This is a genomic window from Stenotrophomonas sp. SbOxS2, assembly GCF_013416715.1.
Classification (GTDB): Bacteria; Pseudomonadota; Gammaproteobacteria; order Xanthomonadales; family Xanthomonadaceae; genus Stenotrophomonas; species Stenotrophomonas lactitubi.
This window is the reverse complement of sequence record NZ_JAAVXD010000001.1, coordinates 399,093-423,796: the sequence shown is the minus strand read 5'-3', so window position 1 is coordinate 423,796 and position 24,704 is coordinate 399,093. Positions and strand designations below refer to the sequence as shown.

Annotated in this window: 25 protein-coding genes; 6 read left to right on the top strand and 19 right to left on the bottom strand. The window is 66.0% G+C overall.

Annotation, left to right across the window (positions count from 1 at the left end; all coding sequences use genetic code 11):
• Positions 1-16: 16 nt before the first annotated feature.
• The 3 genes from HFK18_RS02060 to HFK18_RS02050 form a co-directional block, all read right to left on the bottom strand.
• A complete protein-coding gene (locus tag HFK18_RS02060) occupies positions 17-1,333 on the bottom strand; it encodes a hypothetical protein (protein WP_180164043.1) in 1,317 nt (438 codons plus the stop codon).
• A gap of 188 nt (positions 1,334-1,521) precedes the next feature.
• Positions 1,522-1,890: a glycine zipper 2TM domain-containing protein gene (locus HFK18_RS02055; protein ID WP_025873797.1), complete on the bottom strand. Its 369-nt coding sequence runs from the start codon at positions 1,888-1,890 to the stop codon at positions 1,522-1,524.
• Between the two features lie 154 nt (positions 1,891-2,044).
• The gene (locus HFK18_RS02050; RefSeq protein ID WP_180164041.1) at positions 2,045-4,267 is read right to left on the bottom strand and encodes a methyl-accepting chemotaxis protein; all 2,223 of its coding nucleotides are present in this window, start codon (positions 4,265-4,267) and stop codon (positions 2,045-2,047) included.
• A 213-nt stretch (positions 4,268-4,480) separates the two neighbouring features.
• On the opposite strand from HFK18_RS02050, the gene HFK18_RS02045 reads away from it, so the two are divergent.
• Positions 4,481-4,873, top strand: coding sequence for a barstar family protein (locus HFK18_RS02045; RefSeq protein ID WP_180164039.1), 393 nt, complete (start codon positions 4,481-4,483; stop codon positions 4,871-4,873).
• Positions 4,874-4,900: 27 nt separating this feature from the next.
• Here the strand turns inward: HFK18_RS02045 and HFK18_RS02040 are convergent, their stop codons facing one another.
• Positions 4,901-5,530 carry a hypothetical protein gene (locus tag HFK18_RS02040; RefSeq protein WP_180164036.1) on the bottom strand — a complete coding sequence of 210 codons (630 nt, stop codon included), beginning with the start codon at positions 5,528-5,530 and terminating at the stop codon, positions 4,901-4,903.
• A 322-nt stretch (positions 5,531-5,852) separates the two neighbouring features.
• On the opposite strand from HFK18_RS02040, the gene mutS reads away from it, so the two are divergent.
• From mutS to katG, 3 genes are all read left to right on the top strand, one after another.
• On the top strand, positions 5,853-8,444 hold the full coding sequence (gene mutS / locus HFK18_RS02035) for a DNA mismatch repair protein MutS (RefSeq protein WP_180164035.1): 2,592 nt from the start codon (positions 5,853-5,855) through the stop codon (positions 8,442-8,444).
• 129 nt (positions 8,445-8,573) lie between these two features.
• A complete protein-coding gene (locus tag HFK18_RS02030; RefSeq protein WP_089239664.1) occupies positions 8,574-9,191 on the top strand; it encodes a DUF937 domain-containing protein in 618 nt (205 codons plus the stop codon).
• A gap of 144 nt (positions 9,192-9,335) precedes the next feature.
• Positions 9,336-11,576, top strand: coding sequence for a catalase/peroxidase HPI (katG, locus tag HFK18_RS02025; RefSeq protein WP_180164033.1), 2,241 nt, complete (start codon positions 9,336-9,338; stop codon positions 11,574-11,576).
• Positions 11,577-11,715: 139 nt separating this feature from the next.
• On the opposite strand, the gene HFK18_RS02020 is transcribed toward katG, so the two are convergent.
• The 3 genes from HFK18_RS02020 to HFK18_RS02010 form a co-directional block, all read right to left on the bottom strand.
• Entirely contained in the window at positions 11,716-12,909 is a 1,194-nt protein-coding gene (locus tag HFK18_RS02020; protein ID WP_257216035.1) for a glycoside hydrolase family 5 protein, read from the bottom strand.
• A 288-nt stretch (positions 12,910-13,197) separates the two neighbouring features.
• Positions 13,198-13,605: an RNA-binding S4 domain-containing protein gene (locus tag HFK18_RS02015; RefSeq protein WP_099821068.1), complete on the bottom strand. Its 408-nt coding sequence runs from the start codon at positions 13,603-13,605 to the stop codon at positions 13,198-13,200.
• Between the two features lie 9 nt (positions 13,606-13,614).
• Positions 13,615-13,854, bottom strand: coding sequence for a hypothetical protein (locus HFK18_RS02010; protein ID WP_180164031.1), 240 nt, complete (start codon positions 13,852-13,854; stop codon positions 13,615-13,617).
• A gap of 62 nt (positions 13,855-13,916) precedes the next feature.
• Here HFK18_RS02010 and HFK18_RS02005 point away from each other — a divergent pair, with 62 nt between their 5' ends.
• The gene (locus HFK18_RS02005) at positions 13,917-15,374 is read left to right on the top strand and encodes an MATE family efflux transporter (protein ID WP_100551885.1); all 1,458 of its coding nucleotides are present in this window, start codon (positions 13,917-13,919) and stop codon (positions 15,372-15,374) included.
• 60 nt (positions 15,375-15,434) lie between these two features.
• Here the strand turns inward: HFK18_RS02005 and HFK18_RS02000 are convergent, their stop codons facing one another.
• From HFK18_RS02000 to ffh, 12 genes are all read right to left on the bottom strand, one after another.
• The gene (locus tag HFK18_RS02000) at positions 15,435-15,842 is read right to left on the bottom strand and encodes a DUF1801 domain-containing protein (RefSeq protein ID WP_180164029.1); all 408 of its coding nucleotides are present in this window, start codon (positions 15,840-15,842) and stop codon (positions 15,435-15,437) included.
• A 34-nt stretch (positions 15,843-15,876) separates the two neighbouring features.
• Positions 15,877-16,311, bottom strand: coding sequence for a DUF1801 domain-containing protein (locus tag HFK18_RS01995; protein ID WP_180164027.1), 435 nt, complete (start codon positions 16,309-16,311; stop codon positions 15,877-15,879).
• Positions 16,312-16,387: 76 nt separating this feature from the next.
• On the bottom strand, positions 16,388-16,762 hold the full coding sequence (locus tag HFK18_RS01990; RefSeq protein WP_180164025.1) for a DUF6404 family protein: 375 nt from the start codon (positions 16,760-16,762) through the stop codon (positions 16,388-16,390).
• Positions 16,763-16,843: 81 nt separating this feature from the next.
• A complete protein-coding gene (gene rplS, locus HFK18_RS01985; protein ID WP_099821063.1) occupies positions 16,844-17,245 on the bottom strand; it encodes a 50S ribosomal protein L19 in 402 nt (133 codons plus the stop codon).
• Positions 17,246-17,397: 152 nt separating this feature from the next.
• A complete protein-coding gene (gene trmD / locus HFK18_RS01980) occupies positions 17,398-18,156 on the bottom strand; it encodes a tRNA (guanosine(37)-N1)-methyltransferase TrmD (RefSeq protein ID WP_180164023.1) in 759 nt (252 codons plus the stop codon).
• Between the two features lie 8 nt (positions 18,157-18,164).
• Positions 18,165-18,677 carry a ribosome maturation factor RimM gene (gene rimM, locus HFK18_RS01975; RefSeq protein WP_025873820.1) on the bottom strand — a complete coding sequence of 171 codons (513 nt, stop codon included), beginning with the start codon at positions 18,675-18,677 and terminating at the stop codon, positions 18,165-18,167.
• Between the two features lie 45 nt (positions 18,678-18,722).
• On the bottom strand, positions 18,723-18,983 hold the full coding sequence (rpsP, locus tag HFK18_RS01970; protein ID WP_025873821.1) for a 30S ribosomal protein S16: 261 nt from the start codon (positions 18,981-18,983) through the stop codon (positions 18,723-18,725).
• A 190-nt stretch (positions 18,984-19,173) separates the two neighbouring features.
• Positions 19,174-19,782 (bottom strand): suppressor of fused domain protein, encoded by a 609-nt coding sequence (locus tag HFK18_RS01965; RefSeq protein WP_180164021.1) that lies wholly within the window; start codon positions 19,780-19,782, stop codon positions 19,174-19,176.
• Positions 19,783-19,910: 128 nt separating this feature from the next.
• Positions 19,911-20,693, bottom strand: a complete 783-nt coding sequence (locus HFK18_RS01960) for an aminotransferase class IV family protein (RefSeq protein WP_180164019.1) — start codon at positions 20,691-20,693, stop codon at positions 19,911-19,913.
• Positions 20,690-21,766 carry a nitronate monooxygenase gene (locus HFK18_RS01955; protein WP_180164017.1) on the bottom strand — a complete coding sequence of 359 codons (1,077 nt, stop codon included), beginning with the start codon at positions 21,764-21,766 and terminating at the stop codon, positions 20,690-20,692. The genes HFK18_RS01960 and HFK18_RS01955 overlap by 4 nt, the downstream gene beginning before the upstream one ends.
• Before the next feature lie 88 nt (positions 21,767-21,854).
• The gene (locus HFK18_RS01950) at positions 21,855-22,289 is read right to left on the bottom strand and encodes a hypothetical protein (RefSeq protein ID WP_180164015.1); all 435 of its coding nucleotides are present in this window, start codon (positions 22,287-22,289) and stop codon (positions 21,855-21,857) included.
• A gap of 55 nt (positions 22,290-22,344) precedes the next feature.
• Positions 22,345-23,721, bottom strand: coding sequence for a signal recognition particle protein (gene ffh, locus HFK18_RS01945; protein ID WP_099821058.1), 1,377 nt, complete (start codon positions 23,719-23,721; stop codon positions 22,345-22,347).
• Between the two features lie 122 nt (positions 23,722-23,843).
• On the opposite strand from ffh, the gene ccsA reads away from it, so the two are divergent.
• Entirely contained in the window at positions 23,844-24,638 is a 795-nt protein-coding gene (gene ccsA, locus HFK18_RS01940) for a cytochrome c biogenesis protein CcsA (protein ID WP_180164013.1), read from the top strand.
• The last annotated feature ends 66 nt before the right edge of the window (positions 24,639-24,704 follow it).

The window sequence follows — 24,704 nt, the reverse complement described above, 5'->3', positions numbered from 1 at the left end:
TCCCCTCCGTCCCCTTTTACGGCTCTGGTGCGTACCAGAACGGGATGTTGTATTCGCGGCGGCGGCTGGGGCCACGTTCGCCGCCGTCGGCGTTCCAGACCAGTCGCAGGTCATGCCGGCCCGGTTTCAGATCCGCCATCGGCAGGTAGCCCACCAGCCCGCGCATGTCGAGGTCGCGACGCTCCATCGGCACGAAATCATGCAGGTCGACCTTGCCGCCATCGAGCTGCACCGTCCACAGCAGCGCCATGCAGTTCACCGCTGCCGTCGCCGCCTGTGCACCCTGCGCTTCGTTACGGGCACCGCCCGCACAGCGCTGCCGTGCCACCGGATTGTCACGCTGCGGACGGTGCGGAATGAACAGCCGCAACCGCGATGCACTGATGGTATCGGCCGGAATCATCGGATAGGGCAGCAGCTGGTCATGCGCAGAGCGCAGCGATTCGTAGTGCGCGCCCAGCATGCCGTGGTCCACGGCTTCTTCGGTCAGCACGCTGTAGCGGTTGAACAGCGAGAACTTCATCGAGCCGTACACCTGCAGGGCGGCGAGCACCATCGCCAGCATCACCGCCGACAGGTAGATCACGGTGAACGAGCGACCGCGCAGGTTGCTCTGCAGGGTCCACTGCATGGTCTGCAGCAGGCGCAGCATCGGTACCCGCTGCAGGCCAGCCAGCACCGACTGCAGCCGCTTCTCCTGCCGTGCGGTGTCCAGCCCCCGCGCTTGGCGCCGGGCGATCGACTTCTCCAGCAGCATCGGCACCATCGCCAGACCGAGCAGGCCAACCATCAGCACCGCGACAATTCCCAGCGTGATGCGATCAACATCGCCGAAGGCGGCACCGATGGCCATCGCCACGCCGAGCGAGACAATCGCCACCACCAGGGTGCCGGCCAGGGTCTGCACGCACAGCAGCGTGGTCGAGAACAGCATGGTGGCAAGCCGGTCCGCGCGTTCGATGGTGCCGTCGAGCCCGCCATCGCGCTGCTGCAGGAACGCGCGTGAGAACGGCCCCAGCATCGTCAGCCGATCCCAGTCGATGCCGTTGGGGAAGTGCGATTTCAGGCCGATCAGGCCGATCCAGTAGCCGCGCACCGCCAGGTGGATGATCAAGGCCACCGCGAGCACGTAGCACATGCCGACGCCGATGCTGAAGGCGAACCACAGCGCCTGGAAGTAGACCCCTTCGGTATGCAGGCTGCTGCGCGCCCACGCATCGAACAGGTAGCCCGGCACGGCCAGCAGTGCGAAGGCGAGCAGGCCGGAAATGAACAGCTCCAGCTCGTCGGTGCGGTCGCGCACACGGGAGTAGCTGCCTGTCGTGCGAGGCACTGCATCGGCAACATCGGACGGGTCCCGTCGGTCCACAGCACTCGACTCGTTCACTGGCGATTCATCCCTGGAGGTCGGCGCAGTATAGGCATGCGCCCTGCTCCGCGGAACGGGACCGGAAACGAAGAACGCCGGCACAGGGCCGGCGTTCGGGTACAGCGGTGTGGAAGGGGTTATCGCATGGGGGATCAGCGGTAGACGCGCTCACAACGACGCTCGACCACGCGATCACCAGTCTTCTGCTGATGGTTGCCCTGGATCTGCCGGCCGGCTGCGCCGCCCGCCACGGCACCGGCAACCGTTGCCAGCTTCTTGCCGTTGCCGCCGCCTACCTGGTTGCCCAGCAAACCACCAACCACAGCGCCGGTGGCGGTACCGGTGATGCGATTGGGATCGCGGGTATTGCGCTGCACTTCCACGTTCTTGCAGACCACGCGGCTGCCATCGTTGAACTTGCGGCCTTCATCACGCGGGCCGTAATTCTGTGCGCCAGCAACGGACGAGGCTGCCAGCAGGGTGCCCAGCACCATCAATCGGGTCGAGGTCTTCATGGCCATCTCCTGTGCTCCGGTATGGCGCAAGTGTCTGCCTGCGGGTGGCAACTGCAGGTGAAATCCGCGTCTGCGGGTGTTGAGCGGCCACCATCGGTTCAGGAAACAAAAATGCGCCCATCGCGACCAGCATCGCGATGGGCGCCGTCTCCCACCCGGCTTAGAACTCTTCCCACCCACCCGTGTTGGCCGCGAGCGAGGGCGCGATGCGCGGCGCCACGCCGGTCACGCGACGCACCGGCGGCACGCTTGCAGCGACCGCTGCCAACATCGGTCGGACCGCTGCCGCCGCCACCGAAGCCCCGGTGCGGAACACCGATACCGCTTCGGCCAGCAGGTTGGCCTGTTCCTCCATCGAACGTGCTGCAGCGCTGGCCTCTTCCACCAGCGCAGCATTCTGCTGGGTGGTTTCGTCCATCTGCATCACGGTCTGGTTGACCTGCTCGATACCCGAGCTCTGCTCCTGCGAGGCCGCCGAGATCTCGGCCATGATGTCGGTCACCCGCTGCACCGAGGCGACGATCTCGCCCATCGTGGTGCCGGCCTGACGCACCAGCGCCGAGCCGTCGGATACCTTGCCCACCGACTCTTCAATCAGGCCCTTGATCTCCTTGGCGGCGCCAGCCGAGCGCTGCGCCAGCGTGCGCACCTCACTGGCCACCACGGCGAAGCCCCTGCCCTGCTCGCCCGCGCGCGCCGCTTCCACCGCGGCGTTGAGCGCCAGGATGTTGGTCTGGAAGGCGATGCCATCAATCACACTGATGATCTCGGCGATCTTCTTCGACGACGCTTCGATGGCGCTCATGGTGGTCACCACCTGACCGACCACCTCGCCGCCCTGCGAGGCCACCCCATGTGCACCGATCGCCAGCTGATTGGCCTGGCGTGCGTGTTCGGCGTTCTGCTTCACCGTGGAGGTCAGTTCCTCCATCGACGCTGCCGTCTCTTCCAGGTTGGCCGCCTGCTGCTCGGTACGCCGCGACAGATCGGTATTGCCCGAGGCGATTTCCCCCGCTGCCAGATTGATGCTGGATGCACTGGTCTGGATGCGGCCGACGATCTGGGTCAGCTGTTCGACGGTGGCATTGCAGTCGTCGCGCATGCGCGCGAAGACACCGTGGAAATCGCCCTGCATGCGTACGGTCAGATCGCCGCGCGAGATCGCCTGCAGCAGGCTCGACACCTGCACCAGATTCTCATCGGTGGTCTGCATCAACCGGTTCAACCCGGTCACCATCTCGCCGAAATCGTGCTCGAAGCGAGTTTCGTCGCCACGCAGGCTGAAGTCGCCGGCGGCCGCGGCTGTGGCCAGCCGGCGGATCTCGCCGTTGATGGCCGACAGGCTGGACTTGGTCTCATCCATGGCCTGGGTGATCGCCGCCTTCTCGCCCGGCAGGCGATCCATGTCCACCGACAGGTCGCCGCGTGCGTAGTGCTTCATCACTTCGATCAGGCGGTTCTGCACCTGCACGTGCGAACCCACCAGCGCGTTGGTGTCATGCACCATCCGCCCGTAATCGCCGGGGAAGGTACTCTCGTCCATGCGGTAGCTCAGGCTGCCGTCATCATGCTGCCGCGCCATCTCGCCCTGCGCCGTCATCACCGCCTGCAGCTGCCCCTGCATGCGCTGCATGGATTTCAGCAACTGGGTCACCTCGTCGTTGCCCGAGGCATCGATGACGTTGTCCAAGCGACCGTTGGCAATGCCATCGGCCAGCTTCACCGCGCCCGCCAAGGGCCGGGTCAGACTGTGGGTGATCGCCCACGCAGCCAGTGCACCGAGGATCAGGCTGAGCACACCGAAGGCGATGGACAGTGTTCCCGTCCACGCTTCCGTGGCGCGGTACTCCTCACGGCTGCGTTCGGTCAGGGCTTCCTGGTGCCGCAGCAGGCTGGAGATCGCTCCATTCCAAGCGGTGGCCAGACCGTGTTCGGCCAGCAGTTCGGTGGCCGCACCGTCGTAGTCGCCCGCCTTCATCCGTTCGTGCAGCTGCCGGGTGGAGGCGTCGGTGGCCTTGCGTGCCTCCGCGATCTGCGCCACCAGCGTATCGCCGGTGGCATCGCGGGGAATCGTGATGTACTTGTCCCAGATGCCGTCGTAGGTGCGGCTCAGTTCCTGCGCCCGCTGGTAATCCCTGTCGAACTCCTCGCCGCGCTTGATCACCATCAGGCGACGATGCATCAGCACCGCGTTGTTGGTATCAAGCATGTCGTTCAACAATCGCATCTTGACCATGTTCACGCCCACCACTTTCTCGAACTGGGCGGACTTCAGATGGTTTCCGTACAACACCAGGCCGACGATGGCCATGATGAACAGCAACAGCAGCCCGAAGCCGGCAGAAAGCCGGGATCCCACACGGAGGTTGCGTAAGGCGAGCATCTCAATTCCCTTGATCGTGGCCCTATATCGGTGACGGCACGATCCGGGGAAACTTTAAATACATTTACTGAAACAACGCCTCATTAACATAAATGCATTCAAGTAGAGCCCTTTCCTTATTCCTCCCCATTTTCCAATGAAGGCAGGGCGGGAATGCATAACGCAGATGAATAAGCCGCGCGCTCTTTGGCCGCGCAACGCTATAGTCGGCAGATGAACGTATTCCTGCAGATCAACGGCGCCGCCATCGTTGATATCCCAAGTTTCTACGCAGAAATCAACCGTGTATTCATGGCTGGCGAAGACTGGCAGCTCGGGCCCAGCCTCGATGCATTGGACGATCTGCTGTACGGCGGTTATGGCGCACTGGCCGGGCACAAAACGGCCACGGTGGTCTGGCGCGATATCGACTGCAGCCGCGATGCACTGGGAGTGGAGGCCACGCGTGCGTGGCTGCAAGACAAGCTGCGGCAACCGGGTACGTTCAATGCCGAAGCCATCGGCCGCCAGCTGGACGCCCTGCAGCGCGGCGATGGGCAGACCTACTTTGACATCGTGATGGATATCTTCGCCAGCCACCCGAATATCAATCTGCAACGTGCCTGAGGCAGTCAGGCCTGTTGCCACTCCACATCAGGGAACATGGCAACAGGTGCCACAAGCACAGCAGGAACTTGCCCCACAGCATTTGAGCGACTGTCCGCTGCCATCCTGACACTTCGCGCCACAGCATCCGTTGTTGCGCACAGATGCCACCGTCGTGGCGATCGCACACGCCTTCAACGCGTCATCCGCCTCCAGAAGCGGCGTCTCTCTTGAATAGTCAAGTACCTGAACGTCGGTCGGACCCGCATCCAGTCCCTGCTTGTAAAGCCCCAGCGGTCGCCCGCTTCGCGCTCCCGCCTGCACCGTTATCGGAGAAATCGTCAGTGCACCCTCCTGCAACAACGTACCGCTGAACTGTTCTCCCTGCCACAGACTCCACTGCAGGTCTGCGGCCGCTTCACCGACAAAGGCCGATGTCTGGGCAACATCGAGCACCAACGTGTAGCGGCGCCCGTGCTTCTCCTCCAGCGTGAGGATCGCCGTGCGTCCTTCCTGCACGCTTACACGGGGCGAGAATACGGGGTTCGCGTCGTGCAGCACCCGCAGAGTGAGGTGGTGCAGGTCCTTTGATCCGGATACTTCTGCAGCCAAGGACGGAGCCGCAGTACTGACCAGGCACATCGCAAGCAACATACCAAACAACGTACGAAGGAACATGCAGGAACTCCGTTGACCGCCCGATTGCGGCCGTCAACTCTCCACCGGCGATCCAAACGCAGGTTGTGACCCACACAACACCTTCATCAAGCTCCCCCGACGGCGCGCCCACAGCGACCATTTCATACGTGATCGCCGCTATCCTGCGGCATCCACGCAGCCACTGACCGCCACGGACGCCACCGCCGCTGCTTGTCTGCGACATCTCACACGCCACCAACGAAAGCGCCTTTTCCCCCCGACCAGTTACCATGGACGACCCTGTACCCGCTCCGCCCCGCTGCCCTCCGGCGCGAGCGGACGCCCCTGATCCACGAGTCCCATGTCCAAAGACAAGTCCGCCGAACACACCCCGCTGATGAAGCAGTTCTTCGCAGCCAAGTCCGACTATCCGGACCTGCTGCTGTTCTTCCGCATGGGCGACTTCTACGAGCTGTTCTACGACGACGCGCGCAAGGCCGCGCGCCTGCTCGACATCACCCTGACCCAGCGCGGCAGCTCCGGTGGCGCACCGATTCCGATGGCCGGTGTGCCGGTGCACGCCTATGAGGGCTACCTGGCACGGCTGGTGGCGCTGGGCGAATCGGTGGCGATCTGCGAACAGATCGGCGACCCGGCACTGGCCAAGGGTCTGGTCGAACGCAAGGTGGTGCGCATCGTCACCCCCGGCACCGTCACCGACGAGGCGCTGCTGGACGAGCGCCGCGACACCCTGCTGATGGCCCTGTCGCGCAACAAGAGCGGCTATGGGCTGGCCTGGGCCGACCTGGCCGGCGGCCGATTCCTGGTCAACGAAGTCGACACCGATGACGCGCTGGAGGCCGAGCTGGCCCGTCTGGAACCGGCCGAACTGCTGGTGCCGGATGAAGAGAACTGGCCCGACTTCCTGCGCCAGCGCAGCGGCGTGCGTCGCCGCGCGCCGTGGCTGTTCGACGCCGACAGTGGTCGCCGCCAGCTGCTGAACTTCTTCAAGCTGCACGACCTCAGCGGCTTCGGCATCGACGACAAGCCGCGTGCTACTGCCGCTGCCGGCGCCCTGCTCGGTTATGTCGAGGAAACCCAGAAGCAGCGCCTGCCGCACCTGACCTCCATCTCGATGGAGACCGCCAGCGAAGCGATCGCGATGAACGCGGCCACGCGTCGCCATCTGGAGCTGGACACCCGCGTCGACGGCGATACCCGCAACACCCTGCTCGGCGTGCTCGACAGCACGGTGACGCCGATGGGTGGCCGCCTGCTGCGCCGCTGGCTGCATCGACCGCTGCGCCTGCGCGAGGTGCTGGTGCAGCGCCACCACGCGGTGGAGACACTGATCGACCGCGGCAGCGACGCCGACATCCGCGAGCAGTTCCGCCGCCTTGGCGACCTCGAACGCATCCTCACCCGCGTCGCCCTGCGCTCGGCACGGCCGCGCGACTTCTCGACCCTGCGCGATGGCCTCGGCCTGCTGCCGGCCGTACGCGAGGTGCTGGCACCACTGGATTCACCGCGCCTGCAGACCCTGCACGCCGCGCTCGGCGAGCACGACGAGTGCGCGCACCTGCTGGCCAGCGCCATTGCCGAAATGCCGCCGCTCAAGCTCAGCGATGGTGGCGTGCTGGCCGATGGCTTCGACGCCGAGCTGGATGAACTGCGCCGCCTGTCGACTCACGCCGACCAGTTCCTGGTCGACCTGGAACAGCGCGAGCGCGAAAGCAGCGGCATCGCCACCCTGAAGGTCGGCTACAACCGTGTGCACGGCTACTACATCGAAATCAGCAAGGGCCAGTCCGAGCGCGCGCCGGTGCACTACACCCGCCGCCAGACACTGACCAACGCCGAGCGCTACATCACCGAAGAACTGAAGGCATTCGAGGACAAGGTGCTGTCCGCGCGTGACCGTTCGCTGTCGCGCGAGAAGTATCTGTACGAGCAGCTGCTGGACACGCTGGGCACGCAGCTGGAACCGCTCAAGCAGTGCGCCGCCGCCCTCAGCGAACTGGACGTGCTGGCCGCCTTCGCCGAGCGTGCGCAGGCGCTGGACTGGGCGCGTCCGGAACTGCAGGCCGAGCCGTGCCTGAAGATCGAACGCGGCCGCCATCCGGTGGTGGAAGCGGTGCGTGACCAGCCGTTCGAGCCCAACGATCTGGACCTGCACCCGGACCGTCGCATGCTGGTCATCACCGGCCCGAACATGGGCGGTAAATCGACCTACATGCGGCAGAACGCGCTGATCGTGCTGCTGGCCCACATCGGCAGCTTCGTGCCGGCCAGCCGCGCGCTGATCGGCCCGATCGACCGCATCCTGACCCGCATCGGCGCCGGCGACGATCTTGCCCGCGGGCAGTCGACCTTCATGGTCGAGATGGCTGAAACCAGCTACATCCTGCATCACGCCACCGCGCATTCGCTGGTGCTGATGGACGAGATCGGCCGCGGCACCTCCACCTACGATGGCCTGGCCCTGGCTGACGCGGTGGCGCGCCACCTCGCCTACGAAAACCGCTGCTACACGCTGTTTGCCACCCATTACTTCGAACTGACCGCGCTGGCCGACGAACAGCACGAGGGCGGCCGCAGCGGCATCGCCAACGTGCACCTGGATGCCGTCGAGCACGGCGAAGCGCTGGTGTTCATGCACGCGGTCAAGGACGGCCCGGCCAACCGCAGCTTCGGCCTGCAGGTGGCTGCCCTTGCCGGCCTGCCGCGTGCCACCGTTGCACAGGCGCGTCGACGCCTGGCCGAACTGGAGCAGCGCGGCGGCGAAAGCCATGCCGCCGAGCTCGCCCCGCAGGCGCTGGATGCACCTCAGCAGTTCGGACTGTTCGCCGCCCCGCCGAACAAGGCGCAGGAGGCGCTGGCCGCGATCGACCCGGACGAGCTGACCCCGAAGCAGGCACTGGAAGCGCTGTACCGGTTGAAGGCGCTGTTGTAATCCCGGCTGCCGGGCATGGCCCGGCGCTACCGCTGTAGAGCCGAGCCCACGCTCGGCTGCCTTTCGCACTTCCGTCGTGTACACGGCGTTATGCTCGGGCGGTTCGTCCTTCACAGACCGGAGACCGCCATGAACACCGAATCCCTCGCTGCATCCCTCTTCCAGCAGCTGCAGCAGGGCCAGGGCCTGCAGCAGGTGTCACAGCAGCTCGGCCTGGACAGCAGCCAGGCCACCCAGGCCGTCGGCAGCGCCCTGCCCCTGCTGCTCGGCGCGATGGGCCAGAACGCCAGTGAGCCGCAGGGTGCGCAGTCCCTTCTCAATGCCCTGCAGCGCGACCACCTCGGTTCGGCCGGCGGCGGTGGTGGCGGTTTCGATCTCGGCAGCATCCTCGGCGCGGTGATGGGCGGCGGCGGCGGCAACGCCACCAACGGTGCCGGCATCCTCGGCCACGTCTTCGGTGGGCAGACCTCGCAGGCAGCCGAAGCGCTGGGCCAGAAGACCGGCCTGGACAGCGGCAAGTCCAGTCAGCTGCTGGCGATCCTCGCCCCCATCGTCATGTCGTTCCTGGCCCAGCGGTTTGCCCAGAGCGGCAACGCCGGCCAGCTCAGCCAGGCCCTGGGCCAGGAAGCACAGCAGTCCGGCGGCGGCATCGGCAGCCTGCTCGGCGGTGCGCTCGACCAGGACGGCGATGGCCAGTTCGGCGCCAGCGATCTGCTCAAGCTCGGCGCGGGCCTGCTCAAGCGCTGATCGCGCACAACGATCCAAGCGCTGCCGATCATAGGCAGCCACTATCGCAGCGGTTGAATCAATCGAATTTACCCATCGTTAGGCGATGCCTATGGTGGGTAAGCGATCTGATTCCCTCATTCGCCAGTCCACAGGTAGAGACCCATGAAAAGCGAAGCGAAGTGCCCGTTCAACCATGCCGTCGTCGGTGATGCGACGACCAACCGCGACTGGTGGCCGAACCAGCTGCGCGTGGACCTGCTCAACCAGCACTCCACGCGCTCCAACCCCCTCGATGCGGACTTCGACTACGCCACGGCCTTCAACGGGCTGGACTACAGCGCGCTGAAGGCCGACCTGAAGGCGTTGATGACCGACTCGCAGGACTGGTGGCCGGCCGACTTCGGGCACTACGGCGGCCTGTTCATCCGCATGGCGTGGCACAGCGCCGGCACCTACCGCATCGACGATGGCCGTGGTGGCGGTGGTCGCGGCCAGCAGCGCTTCGCTCCGCTCAACAGCTGGCCGGACAACGTCAGCCTGGACAAGGCGCGACGCCTGCTGTGGCCGATCAAGCAGAAGTATGGCCAGGCCATTTCCTGGGCCGACCTGCTGATCCTGACCGGTAACGTCGCACTGGAATCGATGGGCTTCAAGACGCTCGGCTTTGCCGGCGGCCGTCCCGATACCTGGGAGCCGGACCAGGATGTGTACTGGGGCCGCGAGACCACGTGGCTCGGCGGCGACGTGCGTTACAAGCACGGCTCGGAGGGCGTGGAAGAGAACCACGGCGTGCTGGTGTCCGATGACGACGCTGATGGCGACGTGCATTCGCGCAAACTGGAAAACCCGCTGGCCGCCGTGCAGATGGGCCTGATCTACGTGAATCCGGAAGGCCCGGACGGCAATCCCGATCCGGTGCTGGCCGCGCATGACATCCGTGACACCTTCGGCCGCATGGCGATGGACGATGAAGAAACCGTCGCCCTGATCGCCGGTGGCCACAGCTTCGGCAAGACCCACGGTGCCGGCCCGGCCGACAACGTCGGCAAGGAACCGGAAGCGGCGGGCCTGGAAAGCCAGGGCCTGGGCTGGGCCAACAGCTTCGGCAGCGGCAAGGGTGGCGACACCATCACCAGCGGCCTGGAAGTAACCTGGACCCGTACGCCCGCACAGTGGAGCCATGACTTCTTCGAGATCCTGTTCGGCCACGAATGGGAACTGAGCAAGAGCCCGGCCGGTGCCCACCAGTGGGTCGCCAAGAACGCGGATGCGGTGATCCCCGATGCGCACGATCCGTCGAAGAAGCACCGCCCGACCATGCTGACCACCGACCTGTCGCTGCGCATGGACCCGGCCTACGAAAAAATCTCGCGGAAATTCCTTGCGGATCCGCAAGCCTTCGCCGATGCGTTCGCCCGCGCCTGGTTCAAGCTGACCCATCGCGACATGGGCCCGCGTGCGCGCTACCTGGGCCCGGAAGTTCCGGCCGAGGAATTCATCTGGCAGGACCCGGTGCCGGAAGCAAAGCACCCGCTGATCGACGCCAAGGACATCGCCGCGCTGAAGCAGAAGATTGCGGCGACCGGCCTGAGCGTGGCTGAGCTGGTGTCCACGGCATGGGCCTCGGCGTCGACCTTCCGCGGCTCGGACAAGCGCGGTGGTGCCAACGGCGCGCGTGTGCGCCTGGCGCCGCAGAAGGATTGGGCGGTGAACCAGCCACAGCAGTTGGCCAAGGTGTTGGCCGCGCTGGAAAAGGTCCAGGCCGAGTTCAACGGCGCGGGCAGCAAGCAGGTGTCGCTGGCCGACCTGATCGTGCTGGCCGGTGGCGTCGGCATCGAGCAGGCAGCAAAGGCCGGCGGCCACGACCTGAGCGTGCCGTTCACCCCGGGCCGCACAGATGCCAGCCAGGAGCAGACCGACGTCGAATCGTTCGCGGTGCTGGAACCGGCTGCCGATGGTTTCCGCAACTACCTCAAGGGCGCTTACAGCGTGCCGGGTGAGGCGCTGCTGATCGACAAGGCACAGCTGCTGACCCTGACCGCACCGGAAATGACCGCGCTGGTCGGTGGCCTGCGCGTGCTTGGCGCCAACGTCGATGGCGGCAAGCACGGCGTGTTCACCAACCGACCCGGCACGTTGAGCAACGACTTCTTCGTCAACCTGCTGGACATGGGCACGACCTGGAAGGCGACCGGTCGCGAAAGCTATGAAGGCCGCGGCCGCAGCGATGGCGCTGCACGCTGGACCGGCACCCGTGCGGATCTCGTGTTCGGCTCCAACGCCGTGCTGCGCGCATTGGCCGAGGTGTATGCCAGTGCCGATGGCGAGAAGAAGTTCGTACAGGATTTCATCGCCGCCTGGACGCGGGTAATGGAACTGGACCGCTACGACCTGCACGGTTGATGTGACCGGGTAGATGCCAACCTTGGTTGGCACATGGCAAAAGCGCCCACCAAGGTGGGCGTCTACCAGAGCGATCCCACGGCGGCCATGACTCGGTAGATGCCAACCTTGGTTGGCATGCGGCGCAGCCGCAGCGGTTTCAACGCGCTCCGGCCTTCAACCGCTGCAGGATCGGGGCGAACAACGGCGCGTGCATCGAACGCGGCGGCTGCACGGCTTCGCCCTTCTCGACGGCCTGCCAGTACGATCCCGGCAGTGGCTTGTCGCCCAGTTCGTAGTCCATGCCGTCCCAGCCGTCTTCGCGGAATGCATAGAACGCCCAGTGCACCTTCTGCTGCTCGGCCACATCCAGCACGTCGCGCAGGTAGCGGCCGCAATCCGGCCAGCGACGCATGCAGCCGAACTCACCGATCACCATCCGGTTGGCACCAATGCCGTGTGTCTTCGCCCAGTCCATCGGCTGCTGCAGGTAGCTGCGCACGCGCGCGGCATCCCAGGGCTCACTGCGGTCGCCGAACGGCACTTCGGCGGGATAGCGGTACGGTGTGCTGCACTTCTGGTTCGGCGCACTGGTGGCCGCGTACGGCTCGTACATGTGCACGCTGTACAGCAGCTTCGCGTCGTCCAGCGGCGCAGGCCAGTAGTCGAACGCATCGGCCGCGGCATACCAGCCGGCATCAAGCATCAACGGCATGCCTGCATCGACCGCGCGCACGCTGGCCACCAGTTCCGTGTACAGCTGGCGCAGATCGCGCGGACCGCCCTGCACGCCCGTGTACCACTTCAGCATGTCCTCGCGGGAGGCATGTTCGGCCAACGCGGTGCCATATTCCGGCGCCGGCTCATTGATCAGGTTGTAGGCGGCCAGCGCCGGATGCCCCTTCAGCGCGGCGGCCAGATCACGCCAGAAGCGCTGCGCAGGTGCGTGGTTGTCGAAGGACTGCCACAGGCGCTGGTCGACCACGTCGCCGTTCTTCTGTTTCCAGCGCAGCAGCGGCAGTGAGAGCGGCACCAGCACCACCTTCAGGCCCACGGCATTGGCGTCATCCAGCGCGCGACGCAACGTGGTCACGTCAGCCTGGACCAGACCCTGGTAGTGGTCGGCATCGCCCATCAGGAAATCGCGGCCGCCGGCACTGCGCCACTTGTCCGGGGTCAGTCGTACCCAGGTGGCGCCGGTGTCACGCAGGGCCTGGAAGTAGGCGCGGTCGGGCGGTGCTTCATTGAAGCTGTTGCCACCGCGCTGCGGGGTATCCCAGAAGGTGATGTCGGCGGCGAACACCGGGACGGCGGCGGACAGGGCCAGGCACAGCAGGCTGCGGCGCAGGAACATGGTGGGCTTCCATGAAGAGGACCGTCCAACGTGCGGGGCGCAAGCCGAACGGTGGCTGAGCGCAGGCGGCACAGCGCCCACCAAGGTGGGCGACTACCAGAGAGCGGGCCGGGCCCACGACACGGTAGGTGCCGACCTTGGTCGGCACAGCGCACGGCGCCCACCAAGGTGGGCGACTACCAGAGCGGGCCGGACCCACGACACGGTAGATGCCGACCATGGTCGGCACAGGGCACAGCGCCCACCAAGGTGGGCGGATACCAGAGCGCTTTCAGTCCGGCCACTGCGTCACAACGCGTCAAGATCACCCAGGGCGCGGATCAACCGTCGTGCGCGCTTGTCCGGTTTGTGCTCCGGCGCCTGGTAGCCATCACGCGCGGCAATGCGCAGCGCACGCAGTTCGGCGCGGCGTGCCCTGGAGGCTTCGCTCTCGGCATACAGCTGCTGCGCCACCGGCGCCGGACCGCGCTGGTCACTCAGGCCCAGTACCTGGATCTCGAAGTGTTCTTCACCGCGATCGACCAGCAGCTGCTCCCCCACACGCACCGCGCGCGAGGATTTCGGGCGCTGCCCAGCCACGGATACCTTGCCGGTCTCGATCGCCTGTTTTGCCAGGCTGCGGGTCTTGAAGAAGCGGGCCGCCCACAGCCAGATGTCCAGACGGACGCTGGGCGCCAACGGGGAAAGCTCGGACATCGGTGGGGACTACTCCGTTCGCTTGTTCAGGGGGCGCGGATTGTCGGGGTCGGTACGGCAACCCGTGCCCCCGATCAACGCCGGCGTTCCGGCTGCCAGATCCTGGCGCTGGCTGCCGACCAGGCACTCAGGGCGGTCGGTCGGCCGCACCTGGGTATCGCCCAGCCGGTCACCTGACGAACATGCGGCCAGTGCCGCTGCGATCAAGGCCACCACGATGATCCGCGTCACCTGCTGTCGTTGATGCATTGCCACATCCTGCAAACCGGCTTGATGCTAGTGTGCGCCTCCCGGGAATCGATCACCACTCCATGGCCAAAGCGCCGCTTGACCTGACCTCCGGCCCGATCGGCCGCAACCTGCTGCTGTTCGCGCTGCCGATCCTGGCCGGCAACATCGCGCAGTCGCTGAACGGCTCGGTGAATGCGGTGTGGGTGGGGCGCTTCCTCGGCGAAGCGGCACTGACCGCCACCGCGAACGCCAACAACATCATGTTCTTCCTGATCGGTTCGGTGTTCGGCTTCGGCATGGCCTCGACCATCCTGATCGGCCAGGCCATCGGGGCACGCGACATCGCCCAGGCACGGCGCGTGGTCGGCACCAGCGCCACGTTCTTCATCGGCCTGTCGGTGATCATCGCCATCGCCGGCTGGTTCCTGGCCCACCCGCTGCTGGCGGCGATGGGCACGCCCGCCGCCTCGCTGCCCCTGGCCGAGGCCTACCTGCGCATCATCTTCCTGGCGATGCCGACGCTGTACGCCTTCGCCTTCCTCAGTGCGGCGCTGCGTGGTGCCGGCGATTCGCGCACGCCCTTCCGCTTCCTGCTGGTCTCGGTGGTGCTGGACATCGCCCTGAACCCAGTGCTGATCTTCGGCATGGGGCCGTTCCCGGAACTGGGCATCGCCGGCTCGGCCTGGGCCACGCTGGTGTCGCAGACGCTGTCGCTGGCCGGCCTGCTGCTGTACATGCGGCACAAACGGCACACGCTGTGGCTGGGCCGCGCCGACATGCACCTGTTCAAGTTGGACATGACCATCCTGCGTGCGCTGGTGATCAAGGGCGTGCCGATGGGCCTGCAGATGGTGCTGATCTCGCTGTCGGTGATCATGCTGATGACGATGGTCAACCAGTACGGCACCGACACCGGCGCGGCCTACGGCGCGTCGCTGCAGCTGTGGAACTACGTGCAGATGCCGGCGATGGCGATCGGTGCGGCGTGTTCGTCGATGGCCGCGCAGAATGTCGGTGCGCAGCGCTGGGATCGCGTGCGCGGTACCGCACGCCAGGGCATCCTGTTCAACTTCCTGCTGACCGGCGCGTTGATCCTGCCGCTGGTACTGCTGGACCAGTATTCGCTGGCCTTGTTCCTGCCGCAGGGCAGCGAGTCCCTGCAGATCGCGCGGCACCTGAACCACATCGTGATCGGTTCGTTCCTGTTCTTCGGCGTCAGCTTCGTGATCTCCGGCGTGGTGCGGTCCACCGGCGCGGTGCTGCCGCCGCTGCTGATCCTGGCGGCGTCGCTGTGGGGCGTGCGCGTGCCGTTCGCCGAGTTCCTGCAGCCATACTGGGGCGCCGACGCGATCTGGTGGAGCTTCCCGGCCGGTTCACTGGTGTCGATGCTGCTGTCGCTGGCGTATTACCGCTGGGGTGGCTGGCGCAAGGCGAGGATGATCAGCAAGCCGGTGCACGCGGAGGAACTGGCCACGCCATCGGAGATTCCGGCCTGCCCGCCGTCGCCGGTGGCCGACCCGGATGCTGTGACCCGGTAGCGCCGGGCCACGCCCGGCGAGCGCAGCGGTTGCCAGAAATCCGCCGGGCATGGCCCGGCACTACCGCTTTTTCTTCGTGGCGTTGTGCTTTGCGGCCGCATGCATCAGGGCTTTGAACGCCGCGGCATTCGGCATTTCGCCTTCGTGGATGTCGATCGCGCGGCGCGTGCCGCCTCCCAGGCTTGCATTGAACAGGCCCTTCGGATCCGGCAACGCGGCGCCGTGGGCGAAGGTCAGCTTCACCGCCTGCTTGTAGCATTCGCCGGTGCACAGGATGCCGTTGTGTTCCCACACCGGAGTGCCGCGCCACTTCCAGGTTTCCTCCACGTCCGGCAGCGCCTCGTGGATCAGCGCGCGCACGCGGGCGAGGATGTCGCCGCGCCAATCACCGAGCTCGGCAATACGAGCATCGATCAGTGCGGCGGCGGGGAGAGCAGCATCTGCGGGATCGGTCTTCTTCGTGGCCATCGTGTGGTCTCGTACGGGGAAAGATCCTTGAGAACTACATGCGTTCGTCGGGCAGCTCGCTGGCCTGCCGCACCCAGTCGACGAACCGCGCCTCGTCCAGCACCCCATCCTCAAAGATGTGCAGATAGCGTGTGTCGGCGCTCTTGGATGGTTCAGGCGGAACAGGCCGCAACCGCGCACCGCGGAAGAATGCGACCTTGATGTAGCGGGCGAAGCAATGGAAGCTGAGGAACCAGCCCTCACCGGCAGCAACGCCGTACATCGGCGAGTTCCATTTCACCGCCTTGTGCGCGCCGGGCACGGCCTGTTCGATCAGTGCATCCAGACGTGCACCCACGGCCCGTTTCCAGGCCGGCATGGCGGCGATATAGGCCTGTACGGGTGCATCGCCCTCACCCTTGGCAATCTGCGGATTACCGCCGGACAGCAGCTTCGGCGCAGCACTGTTGGCGGTTCGCTTGGCGGACATCGCAGGGGCCATGGGGGTTGAAGGCCCGAGCGTACGCCGCCGCCCGGCAGCGGTCACGGCGCACTGCGCCATGGCCTCAGAGGCTGCGGCGGAACTGCTGCCAGGTGGGCAGTTTGCGGGTCCCGCGCAGGAACCACATCAGGGTGGCCATCACCAGGCCGAACATCACGCCTGCCAGCACGCCAGCAAGCACCAGCAACGCCATTGCCGGGGCCCTGCCCTGCCACAGCAGCAGCCACATCAGCACCGTCCAGAACACGCCGAACAGCAGCCCCTGCAGCAGCGTATTGGTCAGGAACCCGGCCAGTATCGGCGGTGGCAGCGCGATACCCAGCCGCCACAGCATGCGATGCAGCATGGGGGCCGCTTCCCGCCGCGGTACGCCGGAACCGTCCAGGAAGCGCAATGCCACCTGGATGTCCGCCGGGTATCGATGGTCGGTCTCATCCATCCCTTGAAACTAACGAGGCGACAACACAAACGCAAACGGCCGCCCGAAGGCGGCCGTCGCGGCAACAACCGAAGTTGTTTATCAGCCCTTGGTTGCCAGACGGGCAACCTTGGCGGCAGCAGCAGCAGCCAGATCTTCCTTGATGCGGGCAGCCTTGCCTTCCAGGCCACGCAGGTAGTACAGCTTGCCGGCGCGGACCTTACCACGACGCTTCACTTCGACCGAGTCGATGATGGCGCTGTGGGTCTGGAACACGCGCTCGACGCCGTAGCCGTGCGAGATCTTGCGCACGGTGAACGAGGAGTTCAGGCCGCCGTTCTTGGTCGCGATGACAACGCCTTCATAGGCCTGCACGCGCTCGCGGGCACCTTCCTTCACCTTCACGTTGACGACAACGGTGTCGCCCTGGCTGAACTGCGGCAGTTCACGGGTGATCTGGGCGGATTCGAATTCCGCGACGATGGACTTGTTCAGCTTGCTCATGGGTTACACCGATTCATTGTTCGGGTGGGCGTGTCATTCGACAGCGTGGGCTCATGCAGTCACCGGACTGTGCTGCACGTTTGTTTTGGGTATTGCACGCCAGCCTGGGCCGGCGGTAATTGGACATGATAGCCGATAAAGCGGGGCTGGCGCTAGGGCCTGCCCTTTTCTGCCGGGGCCTGGCGGGCCAGGGCCAGCAACTTGCGGTCGGCCTTGCCCAGCGTCTGTTCATCCAGCAGGTCCGGGCGCCGCTGCGCGGTACGGATCAACGACTGCTGCCGGCGCCAGGCGGCGATGGCGGCATGGTTGCCCGAGCGCAGCACGTCCGGCACGTCACCCAGCGGATGCTGGGCCGGCTGGCTGTAATGCGGGCAGTCGAGCAGGCCGAGGTCGCCCTCGAAACTGTCCTGCGCGGCCGATTCGGCGTCATTCAAGGCGCCTTCCTGCAGCCGGGCCACGGCATCGATGATGACCGCAGCCCCCAGCTCGCCACCGGACAGCACATAGTCGCCGAGGGAAATCTCCTCATCGACATTGGCGGCCAGGAAACGCTCGTCGATGCCTTCATAGCGGCCGCAGAGCAGGACCATGCGCGGCAATGCCGCCAGTTCCCGCACCTTGGCCTGGGTCAGTGGTGCGCCCTGCGGGCTGAGATGGATCACGCGCGCAGGCGTCGGATCGGCGTCGCGGATCGCCTGCAGGCAGGCCTGCAGCGGTTCGATCAGCATCACCATGCCCGGGCCACCGCCGAACGGACGATCGTCCACCCGGCGGTAGTTGCCCTCGGCGTAGTCACGGGGATTCCAGCCATGCAGGCTGAACAACCCCTTTTCCTGCGCACGGCCGACCACGCCCAGCCCAGCGGACTGGGCGAGGAAATCGGGGAACAGGGTGATGACGTCGAAACGCATGCTTACACTCAGAACTCGGGGTCCCAGTCGACCACGACCAGATTGGCCTCGAAGTCGACGGATTTGACGAACTCCGGCACGACGAACGGAATCATCCGCTCGCGATCGCCGCGTACGACCACCACATCGTTGGCGCCGGTACTGAACAGGTGCGAGACCTGGCCGAGGGCAACGCCTTCGACGGTCTTCACATCCAGGCCTTCCAGATCGACCCAGTAATACTCGTCGGCATTCGGCGGCGGCAGCGCACTGCGGGCCACGAAGACCTCGGTGCCATGCATCGCCTCGACCGTGTCGCGATCCTCGATGCCCGGGAAACGGGCCACCAGGTGCTTGCCGGTATCCCGGCCACGGGCGCCTTCAAGCGTCGATTCCTGCCCGTTGGGGCTGCGCAGGATCCACGGTTGGTAACGGAAAATAGCGGAACGCGGCTCGGTCCAGGACTCGAGCTTTATTTCGCCGCGCACACCAAAAGCGCCGACAATCCTGCCAAGCAGGATGCGGCGCTCGTTATCTTTCATCTGCGTTCAATCAGATGGGCCGCACCAGGGCGCGGCCCGTCAGGATCAGGCCGCAGCGGCCTGGGACTTGCTCGCTTCCTTGATCAGGTTGCGAACTTTCTCGGTCGGCTGGGCGCCGTTCTTGACCCAATGGTCAACGCGGGCCAGGTCCAGCTCGATGCGCTTCTCGCCACCCTGTGCAACCGGGTTGTAGAAGCCAACGCGCTCGATGTTGCGGCCGTCGCGGGCGCTGCGGACGTCGGTGACGATGATGTGGTAGAACGGACGCTTCTTGGCGCCGCCGCGGGTCAGTCGAATCTTGACCATGGTGGTTTTTTCCTATTGCCCAGTCGCCAGGATGGCGCGGTAAGCGGGCGATTATAGCGGCAGAGTTCGGCCAAGCCAACCCCGCGGAAAAACGGACCTGCCCGGTAGCGCCGGGCCATGCCCGGCGGCTTTCATTCAGCAAAGTGATGGATTCAGCGACTGATCCCGCGTCCAACCAATGCCAAAGGCGTCACGCGACGCCCAACGCCGGCAGGGCGACACGATCCATATCGAACACGTCGACCTCGTGACGTTGCAGCAGATCATCAAACGCGTCCGCGCCAATCTGCTCGATCAGACGCCGCTCAGATTCATGGATGGCGATGCACTGGAGCCAGTTGATCGCGAGAGGTGGCAGCTGCAGCCCCGCAAACCTTCCCTCACGCCAGAAGAAGGGAGGCACCAGACAAATATGCGGCATCGTCGACGACGGGAAGTAGTCCAGCAGGATGTCTGGAATCACGCTGCCCGGTAGCACCGCCGCACGATCACGCATGATCGCAAATGCAGTGGAGGCAACGACGTTGTCCCAGTGCAGTCTCTCCTCAGGTACACATGCGCAAAGCTCGACGCGCGTTTCCAGTTCACGACCATTTGAATGGCGTAGAGCGAAATCAGATAGTCCGATGGACGAAATCGACTTCAGGCCCGCTTCCGGAGCGTTGAGTGTCGTCAGGATGTCGACCGAACGCTGGCGACGGTCATCGTGAAAGGCCTGGACCTTGGGCCGTGCGTCGCCGCCCATGATCTTCATCGCGTGCATCGCTACCGCGCGATGCTGCTCGGTGACTGTGCCCATATCTGATTGGAACTCCTGAACTGTGCTGTGCTGCGAAAGCATCCGCCGGGCATGGCCCGGCGCTACCCACCCTGGGTATTCACGCTAGCGCCGAGGCACGCCCGGCGAGCATCCGCCACGCACCTCGTTCAGGAAAGCGGCTGCCAGGGCACCCGGGCCAGCACCGCCCTGCCCTGTTCGGCCAAGGCCTGCGAACCCGGCAGTGCGTAACCGTCGATGGCGTCCAGCGCCCACAGCCCGCTGGCGTTGCAGGCGAAGGCGGCCTGCATGCCGGCCAGCGCATCCAGCCGCAACGGGGGGATCTGCTGTGGCCCCGCCCAGCCCGCCTGCAGCAGCGCCTCAGCGGTTCCCCGCAGCGCAGGCGCCTGCGGCCAGACCAGCTGTTCGCCGTCATGCACGGCCAGGTTCCAGGTCGTGCCCTCGCTGATCTGCCCATCGGCAGTCACCAGCAGCGCATCGTCGAAACCCGCTGCCAGCGCGGCGCGGCGCTGGGCGAACAGGCCGAACGTACCAACGTGCTTGATCTGCGGCAGCTCGCGCTGCCAGGTCACGCTGCGTACGCGCTTGGGTGCGGTCAGCGTGACCGGCGCGGACACGGCAACCAGTACATCCACCGGCACGCTGGCCAACGGATCGCGGAAATCGAAACGGCGCGAGAACACGGTGACCCGCATCGATGCATCGATCTGACCGGCCTGCTGCAGCGCCTGCGCCATCCACGCCTGCACCTGCGCGATATCGAGCGCGCTGCCGAACAGCTCCTGCGTTGCCTGGGCCAGCCGCTGCAGATGCAGGTCGAGCCCCTGCACCGCGCGGCCGCGCACCTGCAGCGAGGTGAAGTGGCCATAGTTGGTCAGCGCCGGCAGCAGGTCTTCAGCCCGCGCCGTGGCGCCGTTGCAGGTCACCGTCATCGCAGCAATGCCTGCGCCTGTTGCCACATGCCACGCAGCACGTCGGCGGCCGGCGCGGCCGGTGCCATCCACGCCGACTGCCCGGCCCAGGCCTGCATCGCGGCAAGCCGGTTTTCCTGCGTGGCCTGCTTGCGCATCGGTCCGGTCAGGCCACGCTGCACCGGATACGGGCGCGGCGCGGGTGCGCCCTCGGCGGCGGCTGCACGCACGTAGGCGGTCGCCAGGCCACGGCCCAGGCGCCCACTGAACGCACGGGTCGGCCAGGTGTCTTCGGGTTCGCTGCGGGCCAACGCATCGGCCCATGCCGGTGCCACCGCTGCTTCTGGTGTGCGCAGGAAGGCCGTGCCGATCTGCACCGCGCTGGCCCCGAGCATCAAGGCAGCAGCAATGCCGCGACCGTCGCCGATGCCGCCCGCAGCGATCACCGGAATCTTCAGGTTGTCCGCCAGCCGCGGCAGCAGTGCGAACAGGCCGACCAGCTGCTGTTCTGCACGTATCGGATCGAAGGCGCCGCGATGGCCACCTGCTTCGGCGCCTTGGGCGACCACCGCGTCAGCCCCCGCATCCTGTGCAGCGCGCGCTTCGGCGAGGGTCGTAGCGCAGGCGATCCAGGCGATGCCCGCATCCTTCAACTGCTGCACATGACGCGGCGACAGCACACCCATGATGGTCGAGGCCACCGCCGGCCGTGCCGCCAGCAGCGCACTGAACTGCTCCTCGAAATCGGCAGGCGTGGCATCCGCGGCGCTGGCCGCAACCTCCGGCCCCCACTGGCCCAGGAAAGCACGCGTGGCGGCCTCGGCGGCCACATCGCGCACCGGCGCGGGATCGGGCAACCACAGGTTCACCTGCGCCGGCCCGCTGGACGCGGCCCGGAAGTCCTGCATCCATCGACCGATATCCGCCGCGGGCGACAACACGGCCCCCATCGCGCCCATGCTGCCGGCGTTGGCCAGCGTGGCCGAAAGCGGAACCGGACAGGCGCCGGCCATCGGTGCCAACAGAATCGGCAGCTGCAATGAAAAACGCCGACAGAAATCGTCGGCGCGTTCGAGAATCGGCGAAAGGCTCACGCGACGCACCTGTGGGAGGAGTCGCTGCCAGCATACGCCAGACATTGTTGCCGGGAGCGTCGCATCGGGCGATCCGCTCCCGCGTTGCTCAGCGTGCAGACACCGCGTAGGTGCGGACCAGCTGGCTGTCCATTTCTTCGTTGAACTTGAACGTCACATAGCGCGCGTCATCAGCGGCGAACTCTTCCTCGGCGCTGGCGCGGCCGATCTCGGTGCCCTCGGCATCCAGTGCGCGCGCCACCAGCTTGCCCTTGAAGGCCTTGTCGGCCACCACGTAGACCGCTGCGTCCTTGGAGCCCATGCCGCGGCTCTTGCCCAGGGTGACGGTGAGCCCGCGCGCAGCCAGGCCCGGATCGGCCTGCAGCGTCACGTTCATCTTCTTGTCCACGCCCTCGCCCAGCCCGGCGACGAAATCGGCAGCGGTGCCGCTGATGGCACTGCCGGCCTTCTGCGACACAGAGGTGTCGTCCTTGCAGGCAACCAGGGCCAGGGCCAGCGCCATCACCACGATCGACTTGTTCATGCACATTCCTTTGATTGATTCCGCGGGTTGTTCAAGCGTTCGATACAGCAAGCGCTCAGCGGAACGGCATGCCACGGCCGCCCATGGCGCCCATCATGCCCTTCATGCTGCGCATCATGCCCTTCATGCCGCCGCCGGCCATCTTGCTCATCATCTTTTCCATCTGCATGTACTGCTTCATGAGCTTGTTGACGTCGGCCGGGGTCACGCCCGAACCCTTGGCGATGCGGGCGCGACGCGAGCCGTTGAGCAGGTTCGGGTTGCGCCGTTCCTTCTTGGTCATCGAGCCGATGATGGCGATCATGCGCGGCACTTCCTTGCCCTGGCTGACCTGCTGCTTGAGGTGCTCGGGAATCTGGCCCAGGCCCGGCAGCTTGTCCATCAGACCGCCGATGCCGCCCATGTTCTGCATCTGCTCGAGCTGGTCGCGCATGTCGTTCAGATCGAACTTCTTGCCCTTGGCGACCTTCTCGGCCAGCTTCTGCGCCTTGTCCTTGTCGACCTGCTGCTCGACCTGCTCGACCAGCGACAGCACGTCGCCCATGTCGAGGATGCGGCTGGCGATACGGTCCGGGTGGAACACGTCCAGGCCTTCCGGCTTTTCGCTGACACCGACGAACTTGATCGGCTTGCCGGTGATGTAGCGCACGCTCAGCGCGGCGCCGCCACGTGCGTCACCATCGGTCTTGGTCAGCACCACGCCGGTCAGCGGCAGTGCATCGCCGAAGGCCTTGGCGGTATTGGCCGCGTCCTGGCCGGTCATGGCGTCGACCACGAACAACGTTTCAGCCGGGTTGACCGCAGCGTGCAGGGCCTTGATCTCGGCCATCATCGCTTCGTCGATGGCGAGGCGACCGGCGGTATCGACCAGCAGCACGTCGACGAACGACTTGCGCGCGTCATCGATGGCGGCGCGGACGATGGCCTCCGGCTTCTGCTCGGCGCTGGACGGGAAGAACAGCACGCCCACCTGCTCGGCCAGCGTCTTCAGCTGCTCGATCGCCGCCGGACGGTAGACGTCGGCCGAGACCACCATCACCTTCTTCTTGCGCTTTTCCTTCAGGTGCTTGGCCAGCTTGCCGACCGTGGTGGTCTTGCCGGCGCCCTGCAGGCCCGCCATCAGGATGATGGCCGGAGCGGGAACGTTGAGGTTCAGGTCACTGGCTTCGGCGCCCATCACCGCGGTCAGCTCGTCGCGCACGACCTTGATCAGGGCCTGGCCCGGGGTCAGCGACTTCAGCACTTCCTGGCCGACCGCACGCACCTTGATGCGCTCGATCAGGGCCTGCACCACCGGCAGCGCGACGTCGGCTTCGAGCAGCGCGATGCGGACCTCGCGGGTCGCCTCGCGGATGTTCTCTTCGGTCAGGCGGCCACGGCCGCGCAGGCGCTCGATGGTGCCGGAAAGGCGCTGGGTCAGGGACTCGAACATGCGGCGCAACCTGTCTGAAAGCGGGGGACAATAAGGCCCACAGTATAACGGGTCCACCGCGCTCCCCGGACTGCGACGCCAGGCCCGTCGCCAGCACCCCGGGGGTATGCGAAACTTCAACGATGACAATCGTTCTCATCGCCGTCCTGCTCTACCTGGCCGCCAGCGCCCTGCTGGTGCGCGCCCTCGGTCGCAACGACGGGGTGACCGCGCCTGTGTGGCTGTGGCCTGCGCTGCCGGCGATGCTGCTGCATGGCGGCTACCACGTGCTGGTCGCGATGCGCACCACCGGCGGACCGGACATGCACTTCTTCGCCGCGCTGTCGCTGGTCGGCTTGGGCATGGCCTGGCTGACCTCGCTGGTGGGCGCGCGCGGGCGCATGTCCACCCTGGGCGTGGTGGTGTTCCCGCTGGCCGCGCTGCTGCTGGTGGTCTACCACGGCTACGGCCACGAACCGAGCAAGCTGCTGGGCTGGCGCCTGGCCAGCCACGCCTGGTTGGCGCTGCTGGCCTACGCCACGTTGAGCATCGCTGCGCTGCTGGCGATCATGCTGTGGCTGCAGGAGCGTGCGCTGCGGCGCCGCGAATTCCGTCCGTGGCTGCGTGCGCTGCCGCCGATGGCCGACCTGGAATCGCTGCTGTTCCGGGTGATCACCGTCGGCTTCGCGCTACTGACCCTCACCCTGGTCACCGGCGTGCTGTTCGTCGACGACCTGCTGGCGCAGAAGCTGGTGCACAAGACGGTGCTGAGCGTGCTGTCGTGGATCGTGTTCGGCGTGCTGCTGATCGGCCGCCGTCGCTACGGCTGGCGCGGCACGAAGGCGGTGCACTGGACGCTGACGGCGATGCTGTTGCTGCTGCTGGCGTTCTTCGGCAGCCAGTTCGTGATCGAGCTGGTGTTCGGGCATTCGCGATAGGGGCGTGCCGGTCGCCGCCCGGCAATCGGAGCCAGTAGATCCACGCCATGCGTGGATGCCCCATGG

Bases quoted from the DNA above. Each gene is read 5' to 3' on its own strand.
- HFK18_RS02040 (WP_180164036.1), bottom strand. From the start codon at position 5,530: ATGTTCCTTCGTACGTTGTTTGGTATGTTGCTTGCGATGTGCCTGGTC.
- ffh (WP_099821058.1), bottom strand. From the start codon at position 23,721: ATGTTCGAGTCCCTGACCCAGCGCCTTTCCGGCACCATCGAGCGCCTG.
- HFK18_RS02045 (WP_180164039.1), top strand. From the start codon at position 4,481: ATGAACGTATTCCTGCAGATCAACGGCGCCGCCATCGTTGATATCCCA.
- HFK18_RS01995 (WP_180164027.1), bottom strand. From the start codon at position 16,311: ATGTCCGCCAAGCGAACCGCCAACAGTGCTGCGCCGAAGCTGCTGTCC.
- trmD (WP_180164023.1), bottom strand. From the start codon at position 18,156: ATGCGTTTCGACGTCATCACCCTGTTCCCCGATTTCCTCGCCCAGTCC.
- katG (WP_180164033.1), top strand. From the start codon at position 9,336: ATGAAAAGCGAAGCGAAGTGCCCGTTCAACCATGCCGTCGTCGGTGAT.
- HFK18_RS01960 (WP_180164019.1), bottom strand. From the start codon at position 20,693: ATGACGGTGACCTGCAACGGCGCCACGGCGCGGGCTGAAGACCTGCTG.
- HFK18_RS01990 (WP_180164025.1), bottom strand. From the start codon at position 16,762: ATGGATGAGACCGACCATCGATACCCGGCGGACATCCAGGTGGCATTG.
- HFK18_RS01950 (WP_180164015.1), bottom strand. From the start codon at position 22,289: ATGAACAAGTCGATCGTGGTGATGGCGCTGGCCCTGGCCCTGGTTGCC.
- HFK18_RS02020 (WP_257216035.1), bottom strand. From the start codon at position 12,909: ATGTTCCTGCGCCGCAGCCTGCTGTGCCTGGCCCTGTCCGCCGCCGTC.
- HFK18_RS02050 (WP_180164041.1), bottom strand. From the start codon at position 4,267: ATGCTCGCCTTACGCAACCTCCGTGTGGGATCCCGGCTTTCTGCCGGC.
- HFK18_RS02015 (WP_099821068.1), bottom strand. From the start codon at position 13,605: ATGTCCGAGCTTTCCCCGTTGGCGCCCAGCGTCCGTCTGGACATCTGG.
- rplS (WP_099821063.1), bottom strand. From the start codon at position 17,245: ATGAGCAAGCTGAACAAGTCCATCGTCGCGGAATTCGAATCCGCCCAG.
- HFK18_RS02055 (WP_025873797.1), bottom strand. From the start codon at position 1,890: ATGGCCATGAAGACCTCGACCCGATTGATGGTGCTGGGCACCCTGCTG.
- ccsA (WP_180164013.1), top strand. From the start codon at position 23,844: ATGACAATCGTTCTCATCGCCGTCCTGCTCTACCTGGCCGCCAGCGCC.
- HFK18_RS02010 (WP_180164031.1), bottom strand. From the start codon at position 13,854: ATGCATCAACGACAGCAGGTGACGCGGATCATCGTGGTGGCCTTGATC.
- rpsP (WP_025873821.1), bottom strand. From the start codon at position 18,983: ATGGTCAAGATTCGACTGACCCGCGGCGGCGCCAAGAAGCGTCCGTTC.
- mutS (WP_180164035.1), top strand. From the start codon at position 5,853: ATGTCCAAAGACAAGTCCGCCGAACACACCCCGCTGATGAAGCAGTTC.
- HFK18_RS01965 (WP_180164021.1), bottom strand. From the start codon at position 19,782: ATGGGCACAGTCACCGAGCAGCATCGCGCGGTAGCGATGCACGCGATG.
- HFK18_RS02030 (WP_089239664.1), top strand. From the start codon at position 8,574: ATGAACACCGAATCCCTCGCTGCATCCCTCTTCCAGCAGCTGCAGCAG.
- HFK18_RS02005 (WP_100551885.1), top strand. From the start codon at position 13,917: ATGGCCAAAGCGCCGCTTGACCTGACCTCCGGCCCGATCGGCCGCAAC.
- HFK18_RS02000 (WP_180164029.1), bottom strand. From the start codon at position 15,842: ATGGCCACGAAGAAGACCGATCCCGCAGATGCTGCTCTCCCCGCCGCC.
- rimM (WP_025873820.1), bottom strand. From the start codon at position 18,677: ATGAAAGATAACGAGCGCCGCATCCTGCTTGGCAGGATTGTCGGCGCT.